The following is a 16,122-nucleotide window of genomic DNA, read 5'->3' as shown; positions in this document are numbered from 1 at the left end:
ATTTTAAGGATTTATTATAAATAGTAAAGGAATAGAGTTAGTGATATTTTTGGTCTATGAATATAAATACTAATTTTACAGCATTGGTTGCTGAACCAAAGTATAGGATGTTTTAAAATAAAGATAAATTGATTCATGAGAAAAATAGAACACATAGGAATTGCTGTAAAAGATTTAGAGGTATCTAACTTGGTTTTTGAAAAACTGTTTGGAGCTCCCGCCTATAAATTTGAAGAAGTGTTGAGCGAAGGCGTTACTACTTCATTCTTTCAGAGCGGACCTAATAAGATTGAACTACTAGCTGCAACTCATCCGGATAGTCCAATAGCTAAGTTTTTAGAGAAAAAAGGCGAAGGGATTCATCATATTGCTTTTGATGTAGCAGATATTGAGTCAGAAATTACTCGATTAAAGCAAGAAGGCTTTGTGGTTCTTAATGAAACTCCAAAAAAAGGAGCTGATAACAAGTTAGTTGTGTTTTTACATCCTAAAAGTACTAATGGTGTTTTAATAGAATTGTGTCAAGAAATACAATAATTCGAATTTTTATAAAATGTAGGTTGTTAATAGTCAATACATTCGGTTTACGGTATAATTTTTTTTATAAAACACTAAAAAACTATGTCGAATTTATTTGTAGCAATTAAAAAATAGTAGTAATATTGCAACCTCATAACCGGTCCTATAGCTCAGCTGGTTAGAGCACCTGACTCATAATCAGGTGGTCCCTGGTTCGAGCCCAGGTGGGACCACAAAAAACCCCTCATATCTGTTGATATTGAGGGGTTTATTTTTTTTAGGGGAGTGAATTAGAAAGATGTTGTTGAATCTGTTTCGGGATCAAATCTGAAATTGGTTCGTTACATGTAAAATGTTTTTATTTGATTGTTGCTTTTTATGCACTTTTAAAAGAGATTGTCTAGCTGCAAAAGTTATAGATTTAGATTTAGCGTAATTCTTGTTTTAGTAAGAATTTGTTATAATAGTAAAAACTAGGCATGTTATTGATAAAAAACAAGTTATTGTAATTTAATTTCTTTTTTGTGTCGTTAATTTTTTTATTTTTGTAACGACATGAAACAACTTTCAAATAAATACCACCTTTCGTTTGTGTTGACTTTTGCTTTTGTAATTTTTGCAAATGCTCAAAGAACACCACCGCCACCACTAGGTGAGGATCAACCTGTATTTCCAGTTGATGACTATGTTTTTATAGCGGTTATAGTAGCAGCATTTTTAGGATATTATATCACGATACATCGTGTAAAAAAAGAAAACCTTTAGAATTACTAAAGGTTTTCTTTTTTTTGGGGATCTTATTTCATACCGTGAAGTCGGGATACATATTTACCAATAACATCAAATTCTAAATTTACTTTTGTGCCAATTGTAAAAGTGTTGAAGTTAGTATGCTCATAGGTGTATGGGATAATGGCAACACTAAATCTATCTTTTTGCGAATCTACTACGGTTAAACTAACGCCGTTTACGGTTATGGATCCTTTTTCGATTGTGATGTTATTTAGATTACTGTCGTATTCAAATGTGTATTTCCAGCTCCCGTTGGTTTCATCGGCTAGAATGCAGGTTCCTACTTGGTCAACGTGACCTTGCACAATATGTCCGTCAAGCCTATCGCCCAGTTTCATAGCGCGCTCTAGGTTTACAATATCATTTGTATTCCAGTGAGATAGGTTGGTTTTTTGTAAAGTTTCATCTATGGCAGTCACGGTATAGCGGTCATCTTGTATGGCTACAACTGTTAGGCATACACCGTTATGTGCTACGCTTTGGTCTATTTTAAGTTCGTTTGTAATAGAGGAGCTGATGGTAATATGCACATTAGAATTCTCTTTTTGTATTTCTTGGATGGTGCCAAGTGTTTCTATGATTCCTGTAAACATTTCTTGTTTTATTTTACTAAATTTGCAATTCAAAATTAGCAATAAATAACGGTAGTCATGGTGAAAAATGCAGAAAATATAATTGTAGGGATTTCTATAGGAGATTTAAACGGTATTGGAAGCGAGGTAGTTTTGAAAACATTTGAGGATTCTCGAATGTTAGAAATGTGTACTCCAGTTATTTTTGCAAATGTAAAAATGTTGTCTTTCGTTAAAAAAACATTTCACTCTACATCTGTATTGCACGGAATTGATAAATTAGACCAATTGGTCCATGGAAAAATCAATGTTTTAAATGTTTGGAAAGAAGGAGTTGAGTTGAATTTTGGTAAATCTGATGGCAAAGCAGGAGAGTATGCAATAAAGTCTTTTGTTGCGGCTACAAAGGCATTAAAGGAAGGTGGAGTTGACGTATTGGTAACGGCTCCTATTAATAAATCTAACATACAATCAGAAGAGTTTGCGTTTCCGGGACATACGGATTATTTGGATCAAGAATTAGAAGGAAATGCATTGATGTTGATGGTTCAAGATAATTTGAGGGTAGGTTTGCTTACAGATCATATTCCTTTAAGTGAAGTAGCAACACATTTAACCGAGGAGTTAATTGTTAGAAAGATTGAAACAATCAAGCAGTCTTTAATTCAAGATTTCAGTATAAACAAGCCTAAAATTGCAGTGTTGGGGTTGAATCCTCACTGTGGTGATGGTGGAGTAATAGGGAATGAGGAAAACTTAGTTTTGAATCCTGTTTTGAAAAAAATATTTGATAAAGGAACACTTGTTTTTGGGCCTTTTTCAGCAGATGGTTTTTTTGGAAGCAATCAATACGAAAAATACGACGCTATAATAGCAACCTATCATGATCAAGGATTGATACCTTTTAAAACATTGTCTTTTGGCAAAGGAGTAAATTATACAGCAGGTTTGTATAAAATTAGAACTTCGCCAGATCACGGGACTGCTTATGAAATTGCGGGTAAAGGTATTGCTGATTTCAATTCATTTAAAGAGGCGGTATATTTAGCTATTGATGTGTTTCATTCTAGAAATCAATATGCCGAAATCAGTAAAAAACCACTTAGAATAAAAGAAAAACAGTTGTGAACAAAAAAAAGTGAATAAGATTATTAGATTTGCAATAAATTTATATCTTTGCACTCCCGAAGTTTAGGGTCAAATTGTGGTTAAAATGAAGAACACGAAAGAATATTTGATACCTTTTATAGGTTTGAAGCTAGGGAAACATAATTTTGAATATCAAATTGATAATAAGTTCTTTGAAATCTTTGATTACAATGAATATCAAGATTCAAATATCAAAGTAAATGTAGTTTTAGATAAAAAAAGTACATTTCTAGAATTAAGTTTTAAACACAAAGGATATGTAAATGTTCCTTGTGACTTGACCAGTGAAGATTTTAACTTGACTGTAAAAGGAAAAATGAAACTTATAGTTCGTTTTGGTGAAGAATTTAACAATGATAATGAGGAGTTATTAATACTTCCTCACGGAGAGTTTGAGATAGATATAGCGCAATATATTTATGAAATGATTGTGTTATCAGTTCCTTTAAGACGGGTTCATCCTGGCGTAAAAGACGGTACTTTGCAAACAGAAGCTTTGCAAAAACTAAGTGAACTTGCTGTAAGCGAAGAGAAAGAAGAAATTAAAGAAGAAGAAAATATTGACCCGCGATGGGACAAATTAAAGCAACTATTAACGGATAAATAATATAGTAAAATGGCACATCCTAAGAGAAAAATCTCCAAAACAAGAAGAGATAAGAGAAGAACACATTATAAAGCTACTGTAGCACAAATTGCAACTTGTCCTATCACAGGAGAAGCACACTTATACCACAGAGCATACTGGCACGAAGGTAAAATGTATTACAGAGGGCAAGTTGTTATAGATAAATCTGTAGCTGTTGCTTAATACATTACGGTAAATGATATTCGAACTCTCACATCGTGAGAGTTTTTTTTGTTGATTATAATTAGAGCTAATTATAAGACAACACTTTCAGAAAAAAATGAAAATTTTTTTGTAATTTTCACGTCTTTTAAAAAATTTTCAAATGGAAACATTTGACTTGAAATAAATGCAACAATGAATACAATCACAGCCGCAATAACCGCTGTTGGTGCCTACGTACCTGATTTTGTGCTTTCGAACAAAGTATTAGAAACAATGGTTGATACCAATGACGAATGGATTACTTCACGTACAGGAATTAAAGAAAGAAGAATACTTAAGGATACCGATAAAGGGACCTCTTTTTTAGCTATAAAAGCTGCTCAAGATTTGATAGCAAAAGCTAATATTGATCCTCTTGAAATTGATATGGTGATATTAGCCTCAGCTACACCCGATATGCCTGTAGCCTCAACAGGAGTTTTTGTAGCCACGCAAATAGGAGCTACTAATGCTTTTGCTTATGATTTGCAAGCTGCTTGCTCTAGTTTTTTATATGGTATGTCAACCGCATCAGCTTACATAGCCTCAGGAAAATATAAAAAAGTACTGTTAATAGGTGCTGATAAAATGTCCTCAATTGTAGATTATACAGATAGAGCTACTTGTATCATTTTTGGTGATGGTGCTGGAGCGGTACTCTTTGAACCTAATTACGAAGGATTAGGGTTGCAAGATGAATATTTGCGTAGCGATGGAGTAGGTAGAGATTTCTTAAAGATAGATGCTGGTGGGTCTATAACCCCTACATCATTTGAAACAGTTAGAGATAAAAAACACAGTATTGTTCAGGATGGTAAAACTGTTTTTAAATATGCAGTAACTAATATGGCTGATGCTAGTGAATTGATACTAAAAAGAAATAATTTGACCAATACTGATGTTGATTGGTTGGTTCCTCATCAAGCAAATAAACGTATTATTGACGCAACAGCAAGTAGAATGGAACTTGAAGACTCTAAAGTACTTGTAAATATTGAGAAATATGGTAATACCACGTCAGCTACTTTACCCTTAGTTTTATATGACTTTGAGCACTTGTTAAAAAAAGGGGATAACATAATTTTAGCAGCATTTGGTGGTGGATTCACTTGGGGATCTATTTATTTAAAATGGGCTTACGATAAAAAATAAATTTAAACTAAAAACAAATAATCATGGATTTAAAAGAAATTCAAAATCTAATCAAGTTTGTAGCAAATTCAGGTGTTGCAGAAGTTAAATTAGAAATGGATGATGTGAAAATTACCATTAGAACCACTTTAGAAGGAAATGTAACTGAGACTACATATGTACAACAAATGCCAGCTCAGGCTGCAATTCCTCAGGCAGTAGCGCCTCAACAAATTGCTCCAGTTGCAGCAACTCCAGAAGCACCAGCTGTAGAGAACGCACATTATGTTACTATAAAGTCACCAATTATTGGTACTTTCTATAGAAAACCATCACCAGACAAACCAATGTTTGTTGAAGTAGGTAAATCAATTGGAAAAGGTGATGTTTTATGTGTAATTGAAGCCATGAAATTATTTAACGAAATTGAGTCTGAAGTTTCAGGTAAAATTGTTAAAATATTGGTAGACGATATGTCGCCAGTTGAGTTTGATCAACCGTTATTTTTAGTTGATCCATCATAAAGAAATTTTAAATTATAAAATTATTTTTGATATCGAATATTTCGAAAATCAATAGAACTTAGATTTAAAATTTACATTTAAAATTTCAAATAAGATGTTTAAAAAAATATTAATTGCAAATAGAGGTGAGATTGCATTGCGCGTTATTAGAACGTGTAAAGAAATGGGCATAAAAACAGTTGCAGTATACTCTACTGCTGATGCTGATAGTTTGCACGTTAAATTTGCTGACGAAGCGGTTTGTATAGGGCCTCCTCCAAGTAATTTATCTTACTTAAAAATGTCAAATATTATTGCAGCTGCCGAGATTACAAACGCAGATGCAATTCATCCAGGGTATGGTTTTTTATCTGAAAATTCAAAATTTTCAAAGATATGCCAAGAACACGGAATCAAATTCATTGGTGCTTCGCCAGAAATGATTGATAGAATGGGAGACAAAGCCTCTGCCAAAGCTACAATGATTGAAGCAGGTGTTCCATGTGTTCCAGGTTCAGTTGGAATTTTAGAATCGTATGAGCAAGCTTTAGGGTTAGCAAGAGAATTCGGATTTCCAGTTATGTTAAAAGCTACTGCCGGTGGTGGTGGAAAAGGAATGCGTGCTGTTTGGAAAGAAGAAGATTTATTGAAAGCGTGGGAAAGTGCTCGTCAAGAGTCGGCTGCAGCTTTTGGTAATGACGGAATGTATCTTGAAAAATTAATCGAGGAACCACGTCATATCGAAATTCAAGTTGTGGGTGATGCTTACGGTAAAGCCTGTCACTTATCTGAAAGAGATTGTTCTGTACAAAGACGTCATCAAAAACTTACTGAAGAAACTCCTTCACCTTTCATGACTGACGAATTGCGTCAAGCTATGGGTGCTGCAGCAGTAAAAGCTGCTGAGTTTATCAAGTATGAAGGTGCTGGAACAGTAGAATTCTTAGTAGATAAGCACCGCAACTTCTACTTTATGGAAATGAATACGCGTATTCAAGTAGAACATCCTATTACTGAACAAGTAATTGACTATGACTTGATACGAGAGCAAATCCTTGTTGCTGCAGGTGTGCCTATTTCTGGTAAAAACTATTTACCACAATTACACGCTATTGAGTGTCGTATTAATGCAGAAGATCCTTATAATGATTTTCGCCCTTCACCAGGAAAAATTACTACGTTGCACATGCCAGGCGGACATGGTGTACGCTTAGATACACACGTGTATTCTGGTTATACAATTCCTCCAAATTACGATTCTATGATTGCAAAACTTATTACTACTGCTCAATCTCGTGAAGAAGCAATTAGTAAAATGAGAAGAGCATTAGATGAATTTGTAATTGAAGGTATTAAAACAACTATCCCATTCCACAGACAATTGATGGATGATCCACGATACATTGCGGGAGATTATACTACTGCTTTTATGGATACTTTTAAAATGAACGATCCTGAATAAGAATCTGTTTAGATCACAATAAAAAATCCCGTCAAATATTTTTTTTGACGGGATTTTTTTTGTACTACTGTTACTATACTATTTAGACTTATAAAAGGAACTAAAGAAGTGGAATGCATTTTTTTATACCATACAAATTATTTAGTTCGGCTACTCTCATAATTTTTTAAAAAGAACCTTCCATCAGTGTAAGGTTCTTTTTGGTTATGGATTCAAATAAATCTAACCAACTGTGTATTTATTACACAGTTTTACATTATTTTTTCTCGTTTTACACAGTACAGACTTAAATGTAAAATTTGTAACTAGTTTAAAAATAGTTAATTATGATAATGGATAGTTGTGTTTTAAAATTGGTATGATTATTCTATTATCATTAGTATTAAAACTAATTATATAATCTTAAATATTACATCACATGAAAAAGTTAATCGTATCAGCAGCTATTGTTTTAGGAAGTTTATCAACTTTTGCAACACCAGTACAAAGCGCAAATAAAGAATTGCAAACAGTAAATGTGCAAGAGGAATACACAGAAGTTAAATTAGAAGAAGTTCCTGCTGCTATAAAAGAAGCATTAAAAAAAGCATATCCTGAAGCAGTTTTAGATAAGGCTTATGTTAATCCTAAAAAAGAGTATAAACTAGACATTACTATTGGGGACAAAAAAGGAAGTCTTTTTGCAGATGAATCAGGAAATTGGATTAAGAAATAAGATAAAGAAGTAAATACAACAACATTTAAAACAAATATCATGAAAAAGTTAATAGTATCAGCAGCAATTGTTTTGGGGAGTTTTTCAACTTTTGCAACACCAGTTCTAAATGCTAAAAAAGTATTGCAAACAGTAAATATGCAAGAGGAATACACAGAAATTAAACTAGAAGAAGTTCCTGAAGCCATAACAGAAGCATTAAAAAAAGCATATCCTGACGCAGTTTTAGATAAGGCCTATGTAAATGCTAATAAAGAGTACAAATTAGACATTACACAAGGAGACAAAAAAGGAAATTTATTTGCCGACGCAAACGGGAAATGGATTCAAAAGTAGTCTTTTGTGATGTATTGAAAATTACTGTTGGAGACCAGAACGCTACTGTATATGCGGATGTTAATGGCAACTGGATCAATAAATAATTAGGTAATTTTTATTTTTAAAAAAGAGAGATTGTTTTTAACAGTCTCTCTTTTTTTTGAAATAATTAGGACAATACTATATAAATAACTTTAATTTAGCAGTAAAGTTTAAAACACAATGGCTAAAATTTTGTTGATAGAGGATGATGTGCCTTTTTGTAAATTAGTAGAAAAATTCCTGGTTAAAAAATCTTTTGAAGTAGTTACTGCATTTTCAGCTGCTGAAGCGAGGATTATATTGAAAACTAATGAATTTGACCTCGTAATCACAGATGTACGACTACCAGATTTTGATGGAGTTTTACTTATGTCTGAAATAAAAGCAATCTTTCCTGACGTTCCCGTATTACTAATGACTGGATATGCCGATGTGAGTACGGCAGTTAAAGCAATAAAAAATGGCGCAGCAGATTATATTTCGAAACCTTTTAATCCGGAGGAAGTTCTGTTGGTAATTGCAAATGCATTGCGACAGGATGAAAATGTACAACCCACTAAAACCGAAAAGAGTCCTAAAAAAGTAAAACAACCTGTAGAGAAATCTAGTAGTACTTTTGTAAAAGGCATTTCAAAAGCTTCATTAAAGCTTGCAGAGTACATACAATTGGTAAGTCCCACTACAATGTCTGTATTAATCATTGGCGAAAGCGGAACTGGAAAAGAGGTGATTGCTAAAAGTATTCATGAAAATAGCGCCCGCAAAAACACCAATTTCATTGCTGTTGATTGTGGATCAATCCCAAAAGAGTTAGCAGCTAGTGAATTTTTTGGTCATGTAAAAGGTTCTTTCACAGGAGCTATTCAAGATAAAATTGGTTTTTTTGAAGCAGCAAATAATGGAACCATTTTTTTAGACGAAATAGGAAATCTTTCATACGAGAATCAAATACAGCTTTTACGAGCTTTACAAGAAAGAAAAATAAAACCTGTAGGAAGCAATAAAGAAATTGCTGTGGATATCCGAATTATTACAGCTACCAATGAAGACTTGAGGGAAGCGGTTAAGAAAGGAGATTTCCGAGAAGATTTGTACCATAGAATCAATGAGTTTTCTATTCATTCTCCTTCTTTAGTAGAACGAAATGAAGATTTAATGCTGTTTGCTGATTTTTTTCTTGAAAAAGCAAATCAAGAACTACAAAAAAATGTCATTGGATTTTCAGCAGAGGTCTTGAGTATTTTTCAAAATTACAGATGGCCAGGAAATCTAAGAGAATTACAAAATTGCATTAAGCGCGCTACGCTTTTAACAGCGGGAGATTTTGTAGAGAAAGAAGCATTACCAGCTGAATTTTTTCAAAGTACAGACAAGCTAAGTGATGATTTTTCGTTATCAGAAAACGAAAAAGAAGCTATTCTAGAAGCCTTGTCCAGAACAAATAACAATAAAACAGAAGCGGCTAAATTACTTAAAATCAATAGAAAAACATTGTATAATAAATTAAAGCTATACGATATCAGTTAATGCAGTTCCTTGTTTAAAAGTGCAAAAAGTACCGGTATTTTATCTTTTAAATCTAGTAGCAAAGCATGAAATTCTTCACTAGAAGTGTCTTTGTTTTCCAATTGGTCTAAAATAGTACTAATGTGTACTGCTTTGATTTGCTTAAACATGGGATTCATTTTATGAGCAATTTCGTTAATATCAAGACGGTTGTTTGTAAGTACCGCTTGTTCTAATAAGGTCATAGCTTCAAGTGTTCCAGACATGAAAGATTGCAAAATATCACTTAGACCTTGAGTATCATCGGGTAAAAAAGCTTTCAGTTCTTTTAATGAATACAGTTTCTCAGGAGTTTTGGTCTTTTTATTTTTTACTTTTTGGTTGGGAATTTCGCTATTATTATAAATTGCATGTATGGTATTAAGCAATATTTTTGGGGAATACGGTTTTCTTACCACTGTAATAAATCCAGCTTCTGTATAGTCGGCTAGACTCAAATCATTTCTACCAGTAACGGCAATAATAGGTTGCTTGTCATAATTGGTTTTTTGGGCATTTTGTAATTCTTTGATAAATAAAAATCCATCCATAACAGGCATTTGAATGTCGGTTATAATTAGGTCAAATGCGTGGTTTTCAATCCAGTTCAGTGTCTCAGTTGCTTTACCAAAAGGATATACGATAAAGTCATGTTGTTGCAATACTTCGGTAGTTAATTGCAATAGGTTGTGATCGTCGTCAATAAGAACCGCAATTCGTTTGCTTTGCAATTCGTTTGCTGGAGCAGATAAATGATCTAGCGTTGTCGTGTCATATTGCAACGGAATTTGAATTTCGAAGATACTTCCTTTACCTAATTCACTTTTTAAGTTTAAATCACCACCTAAAATACTAGCCATTTTTTTAGAGATGGTTAGGCCAAGGCCGGTTCCGCCATATTTTTTTTCAATTTGATCGTCTGCTTGTGTAAATTCTTCAAAAATTAATTCTTGATTTTTTGCCGCTATTCCTATTCCTGAATCTTCAATTAGGATTGTGATTATTTTGGACTTTCTGTTCGCTTTTGCGGTAATTTTAATAAAACCTTTTTCAGTAAACTTGAACGCATTCCCTACGATGTTTGATATTATTTGTCGCAATCTAAAAGGGTCTCCAATTATTCTTTGTTCTAAATCCGAATCAATATCCAGTAGCAATTCTATTGTTTTATGTGCGTAAACGGCTTGTATGCTGGTACTGATTTCTTTTATACTTTCAGGCAGTGAAAAAGAGATTTTCTCGATAGTAATTTTTCCAGCTTCAATTTGAGTGAAATCCAGCAAGTCTTGAACTAGTTTAGAAATATAGTCAGATGAACCCTTTATGTTTTTGGTAAAATGTAATTGTTTCGAGCTTAAGTCTGAGTTTCCTAATAACTCTGTGTACCCTACAATCGTGCTCAAAGGTGTTTTTAAATCATGACTCACCGTAGAAATCAGTTGTTCTCTGCTGGTTAGTAGTTTTTTTGCCTTGAGATTAGCAGTTTCTAATTGTTTTTTATAGGACTGTGTTTTTGAAAAATCATTTAAAATAAGAATTAAAAATAAGAGCGTCAATACCAGCCCAATAATAGCTGCACTCGTGACTATTTGATTGGTTTTTTGTAATGATTTTTCTCTTTCAGTAAAGTTTTTCGCTGTGTTCGCAATAATTTCTCTTTCAATTGTTTCAAGTACTTTACGCAATTGTTCAGAAATAGAAAGTCCGTTTTGAAGTAGTTTATTTTCCTCTAGGATCAGTAAATTTTTTTTATTTGCGGTCTCCGTTTTTACTTGATTTAAAAGCATTTTTGAAGTACTAATAATAGAGTCTGATTCTTTTTTGCTTAAAGTGTTGCTACTATCATCAGGGATATTTTGGTTTAAATAAGCAACATATTTTTTTAAAACATTGCGCTGATAATCTGCCATTTCCGCTGGATTTTTTACAAAATCTTCTAATTGTAGCTTCCGCATGGAAGACTCCATTTTTGTCAAATCGGTTATGGCACTGCTAACAGCGGTTTCATCTTCGGTTTTATTTTTTATGGCTTTTAACTGTAGAATGTTTTGGGTTTTTTTAGACAACAAAATCTGAACACTATTCAGCAATTGTACTTGGTCTGGCGTAGATACAGCAGTTTTCAAGGAGTCAATTGCAATAGTCAAGGTTCTGGTTTTAGCTACGTACTGCTTAAAATCAGTTTCTGAATCAGACTGAATGGCTATTCGAGCCAAACTTTCTGTTTTGTATAAGTCAGATAATACAGTACTTACTTTTAATACAGCATCATTTTTATCAGAAATACTTTTTTCAGGTCGAGTGAAACTTTTATTTTCGGAGTATAAAAACCACCCGACACTACCAAAGAGGAGTACCAACAGAAGGTAGCCTAGAAAAACTTTTATAGGGATGTAGCTTTTTTTTTGATCCATATTCAAAGTTAAAAATTACAAGATACTTTATAGTTAAGATAATCAAAATATTAAAAATCGTAACTCAAAAAAAACCTCACTGGGGGGTGAGGTTTTTTTACTTGTGCTATTATTTATAGGGTTTCTTTAAGCCATTTGAAAAATTCAGTTTGCCAAACTAAAGCATTTTGTGGTTTTAAAACCCAGTGATTTTCTTCGGGGAAGTATAGAAATCTACTTTTTAAACCGCGAAGTTGAGCCGCCTGAAAAGCTTCTTGTCCTTGTCCTATGGGTACACGAAAGTCTTTTCCACCTTGAATGATTAAAATTGGTTTGTTCCATTTTTCTACTAAATTCATCGGGTTGAATGTGGTGTATGTTTTTTGAGCAGTGGCATTGTTTTTCTCCCAATAAGCTCCACCAAAATCCCAATTGCTAAAGAAAACTTCTTCGGTTGTCCCAAACATGCTTTGAGTATTGTAGACCCCATCATGGGCGATAAATGTTTTGAAGCGGTTGTTGTGAATACCTGCTAAATAAAAAACAGAGTATCCACCATAGCTAGCTCCCACACATCCTAATCTAGTATTGTCTACGTAATTTTCTTTGGCCATAGCATCAATGGCTGATAGGTAATCATCCATAACCTGCCCGCCCCAGTCCTTACTGATTTCCTCATTCCAAGCCACTCCATGACCCGGCATGCCACGACGATTAGGAGCTACCACGATATATCCATTAGCTGCCATTAATTGTAAATTCCATCTGTAGGAGTAAAATTGGGTCAATGCAGATTGTGGTCCGCCTTGGCAATACAAGAGTGTCGGGTATTTTTTTGAAGCGTCAAAATTAGGAGGAAGTACCACCCAAACTAACATTTTTTTGCCATCTGTAGTGGTTACATATCGTTTTTCCGTTTTGCTTAGCGCCAAAGTGGAGTACGTAGCAGTATTAACATTCGATAGTTGTTTCCAAGTCTTTTTACTCAAATTATAAGAGTATATTTCTGAAGCATGATTCATATCGGTTCGTGTCACTAGAATGTTTTCACCAGTAAAACCAATAAGATCATTCACATCAAAATCACTTTCGGTTAGTTGACGAACTGTTATGGCAATGCGTGTTGCGCCAGGAAAATTCACTTCAAAAAGCTGTTTTGTCCCATCAATTGGGGCTACAAAATAAACTTTCTTTCCATCAGCACTCCACATATAATGATCTACTGTACCATCCCAATTTGCGGTAAGGTTTATCTTTATTCCTTTAAAAAGAACTACGATGTCATTTTTGTCTGCTTCATACCCATCGCGTTTCATTTGTAGCCATGTTAAATTCCCGCTTGGTGAAAACTGTGGAGTGGTATCATAACCTTGGTTTTCTTCGGTTATGTTTGTAGTTTTTTTTGTCTCTAGATTGTACTCAAAGATATTGGTGTTGGTAGAAATAGCATATTCAGTACCCGCTTTTTTCTTGCACACGAAATAAATATTTTTGCTGTCTGGAGACCAAATATAATCTTCGTCACCACCAAAAGGTTTTTGTGGACTATCAAAGTTTTCTCCTTCTTGGATGTCAATTCCTAGCGCACCATCTTTATTTTCTTTAAAAAAAACATGGTTGTATTTGCCTTCATTCCAAGTGTCCCAATGGCGGTAATTCAATCCATCGTAGATTTGCACGTCTGATTTTTGAAGTTCTGGATAAAAATCTTTTCCGTGCACTTTTTCAACCTTTACTTCTTCGTGGTACACCACGTATTTCCCATCTGGCGAAATATTTTTGTCTTTCAGAATGTCTTTTGTATCTTTAATTTCGGTAGGATTTCCACCATCTAAGGGAAGCGCATACATTTTTGATTCGGATTTATTGTCTGAAACAGAAGGCGTGCTGACTTTGTAAATCACATTTTTTCCATCTAAGGAGATTCCTAGCGGGGTTACTCGACCTAGTTTCCAGAGTAATTCTGGAGTCATTGTATTTTGTGCCATTGTGTTTAAACTGATCATTAGTAAGGATATAAAAAGTGTTTTTTTCATGAGTAAAATTGCTTTTTTAGGATGTTAAAAATAGCTCTTTTTTTCCTATTTTAGTCTTGTAGAGGAAGGTTTTTTAGCCCCGATAGCAGTGGAAATCCTTTCTAGTCTTACACGTTTTTCAGGTCTCTGAAATATGTGTAAGACTAGAAAGATTGCAACGTATAGCGGGATTAGCTCCTAAAAAGTATTATTTTTATAAAAAAAAAATCGAAATGGATTTGAGTTACTGGGAATTGAAAAACTGGTTTACTAATGTAGATTATACCATTGTAGGAAGTGGTATCGTGGGCTTGCATGCTGCTTTGCGCTTGCGCGAAAGATTTCCAGACAGCAAGATATTAGTTTTAGAAAAAGGTGTTTTGCCACAGGGAGCAAGCACTAAGAATGCTGGTTTTGCTTGTTTTGGTAGTCTTTCTGAGGTTATAGACGATTTAAGAACACACACAGAGGAAGAAGTTGTTCAATTGATACAGAAAAGATGGCAAGGACTGCAATTACTGAGAAACAAACTTGGAGATGCTGCCATTGATTTTAAACCTCATGGGGGTTATGAACTTTTTTTAGACGGAGACCAAGATGTTTTTCAGGACTGTTTGGGGAAACTTCCTTTTATCAATGAAATTTTAAAGTCTCTGTTTAAATCGAATGTTTTTGCAAAAGAAATAGATCGTTTTGGGTTTAAAGGAATTCATGAATACCTTATTTTTAATCCTTTTGAGGCTCAAATTGATACCGGAAAAATGATGCATGCTTTGCTCAAAGAGGCAATAGCAAAGAATATTTTAATCCTAAATACACAAACGGTTACCGATTTTCATGACACTGGAAACCAGGTTACTGTAGCGTTAGGTTCGTTTAGTTATAGTACTAAAAAATTGTTTTTTGCTACTAATGGTTTTGCTCAAAAATTAACGCAAAATGCGGTGCAACCAGCAAGAGCTCAGGTTGTTATTACAGAGCCTATTACTGATTTAGACATTAAGGGAACTTTTCATTTAGACCGAGGTTATTATTATTTCAGGAATATTGACAATAGGATTTTATTAGGTGGTGGCAGAAATCTAGATTTTGCAACAGAAAACACCACTGAATTTGGTCAGACAGAAATTGTGCAAAAAAAATTGGAACAACTCTTAAAAGAAGTAATTTTGCCAAATCATGATTTTAAAATAGCGCATAGCTGGAGCGGAATCATGGGAATAGGAACAAGTAAGAATCCCATTGTTTCGGCTCTTTCAGACAACGTGTATTGCGGTGTGCGTCTAGGAGGAATGGGTGTTGCAATAGGAAGTTTAATAGGTACAGAATTAGCAGATTTATTATAATGGGAACACGAATTACACCAAAAAAATCCAAACAACCCGTCAAAAAAAGCACAAGCTCTATTGGCAGTAAGATCAGTAGGTTTTTGCTCAAAGTATTGCTTTGGTTTTTTGGGCTATCTCTTTTTTTTGTGGTTTTTTTTAAGTTTGTCCCAGTGCCCTTTACGCCTTTGATGGTTATTAGAGTTTTTGAAAATAAAGTTGCTGGTAAAGAAGTTTTTTTCAGTCACGACTGGGAACCCATTGAGAATATTTCCATGAATTTACAAAAAGCAGTTATTGCTAGTGAGGATGGGACGTTCCTAACGCATAATGGTTTTGATTTTGTAGCTATGCAAAAAGCTTATAAAAGTAACGAGAGAGGTCGCCGTATAAAAGGGGGAAGCACCATATCCCAACAAACTGCAAAAAATGTTTTTTTATGGCAAGGCCGTAGTTATTTGCGAAAAGGTTTAGAAGCTTATTTCACAGTTTTGATTGAACTTATATGGGGCAAAGAACGCATTATGGAGGTTTACCTGAACAGTATTGAAATGGGTAATGGTGTTTACGGAGCGCAAGCGGCAGCTGAACACTGGTACCGAAAAGGAGCTTCAAGCATGACCCCGAAGCAAGCTGCTGGTATAGCTGCCATATTACCCAATCCTCGGAAATACTCAGCAACAAGTTCCTCAACATATATTAATAACCGAAAGGCTAAAATTGTTAGGATTATGAGGACTGTAGGTAAAGTCAATTATCCTAAGTAGATAGTAGAGGTTTAGTGTTTAGATTTATAAAAAAACCGTAAT

At 34.1% G+C, this 16,122-nt stretch carries 16 protein-coding genes and 1 tRNA gene; 14 read left to right on the top strand and 3 right to left on the bottom strand.

Annotated elements, in window-relative coordinates; all coding sequences use genetic code 11:
* Positions 1-135: 135 nt before the first annotated feature.
* The 3 genes from mce (at position 136) to LQ189_RS13945 (ending at position 1,284) form a co-directional block, all read left to right on the top strand.
* Complete coding sequence (mce, locus tag LQ189_RS13955; protein WP_086453866.1) at positions 136-537, top strand: methylmalonyl-CoA epimerase; 402 nt, start codon at positions 136-138, stop codon at positions 535-537.
* 141 nt (positions 538-678) lie between these two features.
* A tRNA-Ile gene (locus LQ189_RS13950) sits at positions 679-752 on the top strand.
* Between the two features lie 322 nt (positions 753-1,074).
* Complete coding sequence (locus LQ189_RS13945; protein ID WP_230157970.1) at positions 1,075-1,284, top strand: hypothetical protein; 210 nt, start codon at positions 1,075-1,077, stop codon at positions 1,282-1,284.
* A 32-nt stretch (positions 1,285-1,316) separates the two neighbouring features.
* Here LQ189_RS13945 and LQ189_RS13940 read toward each other — a convergent pair whose 3' ends face one another.
* On the bottom strand, positions 1,317-1,904 hold the full coding sequence (locus LQ189_RS13940) for a riboflavin synthase (RefSeq protein ID WP_230157969.1): 588 nt from the start codon (positions 1,902-1,904) through the stop codon (positions 1,317-1,319).
* Positions 1,905-1,961: 57 nt separating this feature from the next.
* On the opposite strand from LQ189_RS13940, the gene pdxA reads away from it, so the two are divergent.
* From pdxA to LQ189_RS13895, 9 genes are all read left to right on the top strand, one after another.
* Entirely contained in the window at positions 1,962-3,011 is a 1,050-nt protein-coding gene (gene pdxA, locus LQ189_RS13935) for a 4-hydroxythreonine-4-phosphate dehydrogenase PdxA (protein ID WP_230157968.1), read from the top strand.
* Between the two features lie 85 nt (positions 3,012-3,096).
* On the top strand, positions 3,097-3,639 hold the full coding sequence (locus tag LQ189_RS13930) for a DUF177 domain-containing protein (protein ID WP_144894147.1): 543 nt from the start codon (positions 3,097-3,099) through the stop codon (positions 3,637-3,639).
* Between the two features lie 9 nt (positions 3,640-3,648).
* Positions 3,649-3,843: a 50S ribosomal protein L32 gene (gene rpmF, locus LQ189_RS13925; protein ID WP_007137315.1), complete on the top strand. Its 195-nt coding sequence runs from the start codon at positions 3,649-3,651 to the stop codon at positions 3,841-3,843.
* A 174-nt stretch (positions 3,844-4,017) separates the two neighbouring features.
* Positions 4,018-5,016: a beta-ketoacyl-ACP synthase III gene (locus LQ189_RS13920; RefSeq protein WP_230157967.1), complete on the top strand. Its 999-nt coding sequence runs from the start codon at positions 4,018-4,020 to the stop codon at positions 5,014-5,016.
* Positions 5,017-5,039: 23 nt separating this feature from the next.
* The gene (accB, locus tag LQ189_RS13915; protein ID WP_086455151.1) at positions 5,040-5,519 is read left to right on the top strand and encodes an acetyl-CoA carboxylase biotin carboxyl carrier protein; all 480 of its coding nucleotides are present in this window, start codon (positions 5,040-5,042) and stop codon (positions 5,517-5,519) included.
* 94 nt (positions 5,520-5,613) lie between these two features.
* On the top strand, positions 5,614-6,960 hold the full coding sequence (gene accC / locus LQ189_RS13910) for an acetyl-CoA carboxylase biotin carboxylase subunit (RefSeq protein WP_230157966.1): 1,347 nt from the start codon (positions 5,614-5,616) through the stop codon (positions 6,958-6,960).
* 418 nt (positions 6,961-7,378) lie between these two features.
* Positions 7,379-7,675, top strand: coding sequence for a hypothetical protein (locus LQ189_RS13905; protein ID WP_230157965.1), 297 nt, complete (start codon positions 7,379-7,381; stop codon positions 7,673-7,675).
* A gap of 39 nt (positions 7,676-7,714) precedes the next feature.
* On the top strand, positions 7,715-8,011 hold the full coding sequence (locus LQ189_RS13900; RefSeq protein ID WP_230157963.1) for a hypothetical protein: 297 nt from the start codon (positions 7,715-7,717) through the stop codon (positions 8,009-8,011).
* A 204-nt stretch (positions 8,012-8,215) separates the two neighbouring features.
* Positions 8,216-9,562 carry a sigma-54 dependent transcriptional regulator gene (locus LQ189_RS13895; protein ID WP_230157956.1) on the top strand — a complete coding sequence of 449 codons (1,347 nt, stop codon included), beginning with the start codon at positions 8,216-8,218 and terminating at the stop codon, positions 9,560-9,562.
* On the opposite strand, the gene LQ189_RS13890 is transcribed toward LQ189_RS13895, so the two are convergent.
* Together LQ189_RS13890 and LQ189_RS13885 are read right to left on the bottom strand one after the other, a co-directional pair.
* Positions 9,559-11,994: an ATP-binding protein gene (locus LQ189_RS13890; protein WP_230157951.1), complete on the bottom strand. Its 2,436-nt coding sequence runs from the start codon at positions 11,992-11,994 to the stop codon at positions 9,559-9,561. The two genes, LQ189_RS13895 and LQ189_RS13890, sit on opposite strands and share 4 nt — an antisense overlap.
* Positions 11,995-12,107: 113 nt before the next feature.
* Positions 12,108-14,009: a S9 family peptidase gene (locus tag LQ189_RS13885; RefSeq protein ID WP_230157948.1), complete on the bottom strand. Its 1,902-nt coding sequence runs from the start codon at positions 14,007-14,009 to the stop codon at positions 12,108-12,110.
* A gap of 212 nt (positions 14,010-14,221) precedes the next feature.
* Between LQ189_RS13885 and LQ189_RS13880 the strand changes: the two genes are divergently transcribed.
* Both LQ189_RS13880 and mtgA read left to right on the top strand, forming a co-directional pair.
* Positions 14,222-15,334, top strand: a complete 1,113-nt coding sequence (locus tag LQ189_RS13880; protein WP_230157946.1) for an FAD-binding oxidoreductase — start codon at positions 14,222-14,224, stop codon at positions 15,332-15,334.
* Entirely contained in the window at positions 15,334-16,080 is a 747-nt protein-coding gene (gene mtgA / locus LQ189_RS13875; RefSeq protein ID WP_230157944.1) for a monofunctional biosynthetic peptidoglycan transglycosylase, read from the top strand. The genes LQ189_RS13880 and mtgA overlap by 1 nt, the downstream gene beginning before the upstream one ends.
* Positions 16,081-16,122 lie beyond the last annotated feature (42 nt).

This window comes from Flavobacterium sp. CECT 9288 (genome assembly GCF_918731615.1).
Classification (GTDB): domain Bacteria; phylum Bacteroidota; class Bacteroidia; order Flavobacteriales; family Flavobacteriaceae; genus Flavobacterium.
The sequence above is the reverse complement of the archived record's forward strand: the minus strand, read 5'-3'. Positions and strand labels throughout refer to the sequence as shown.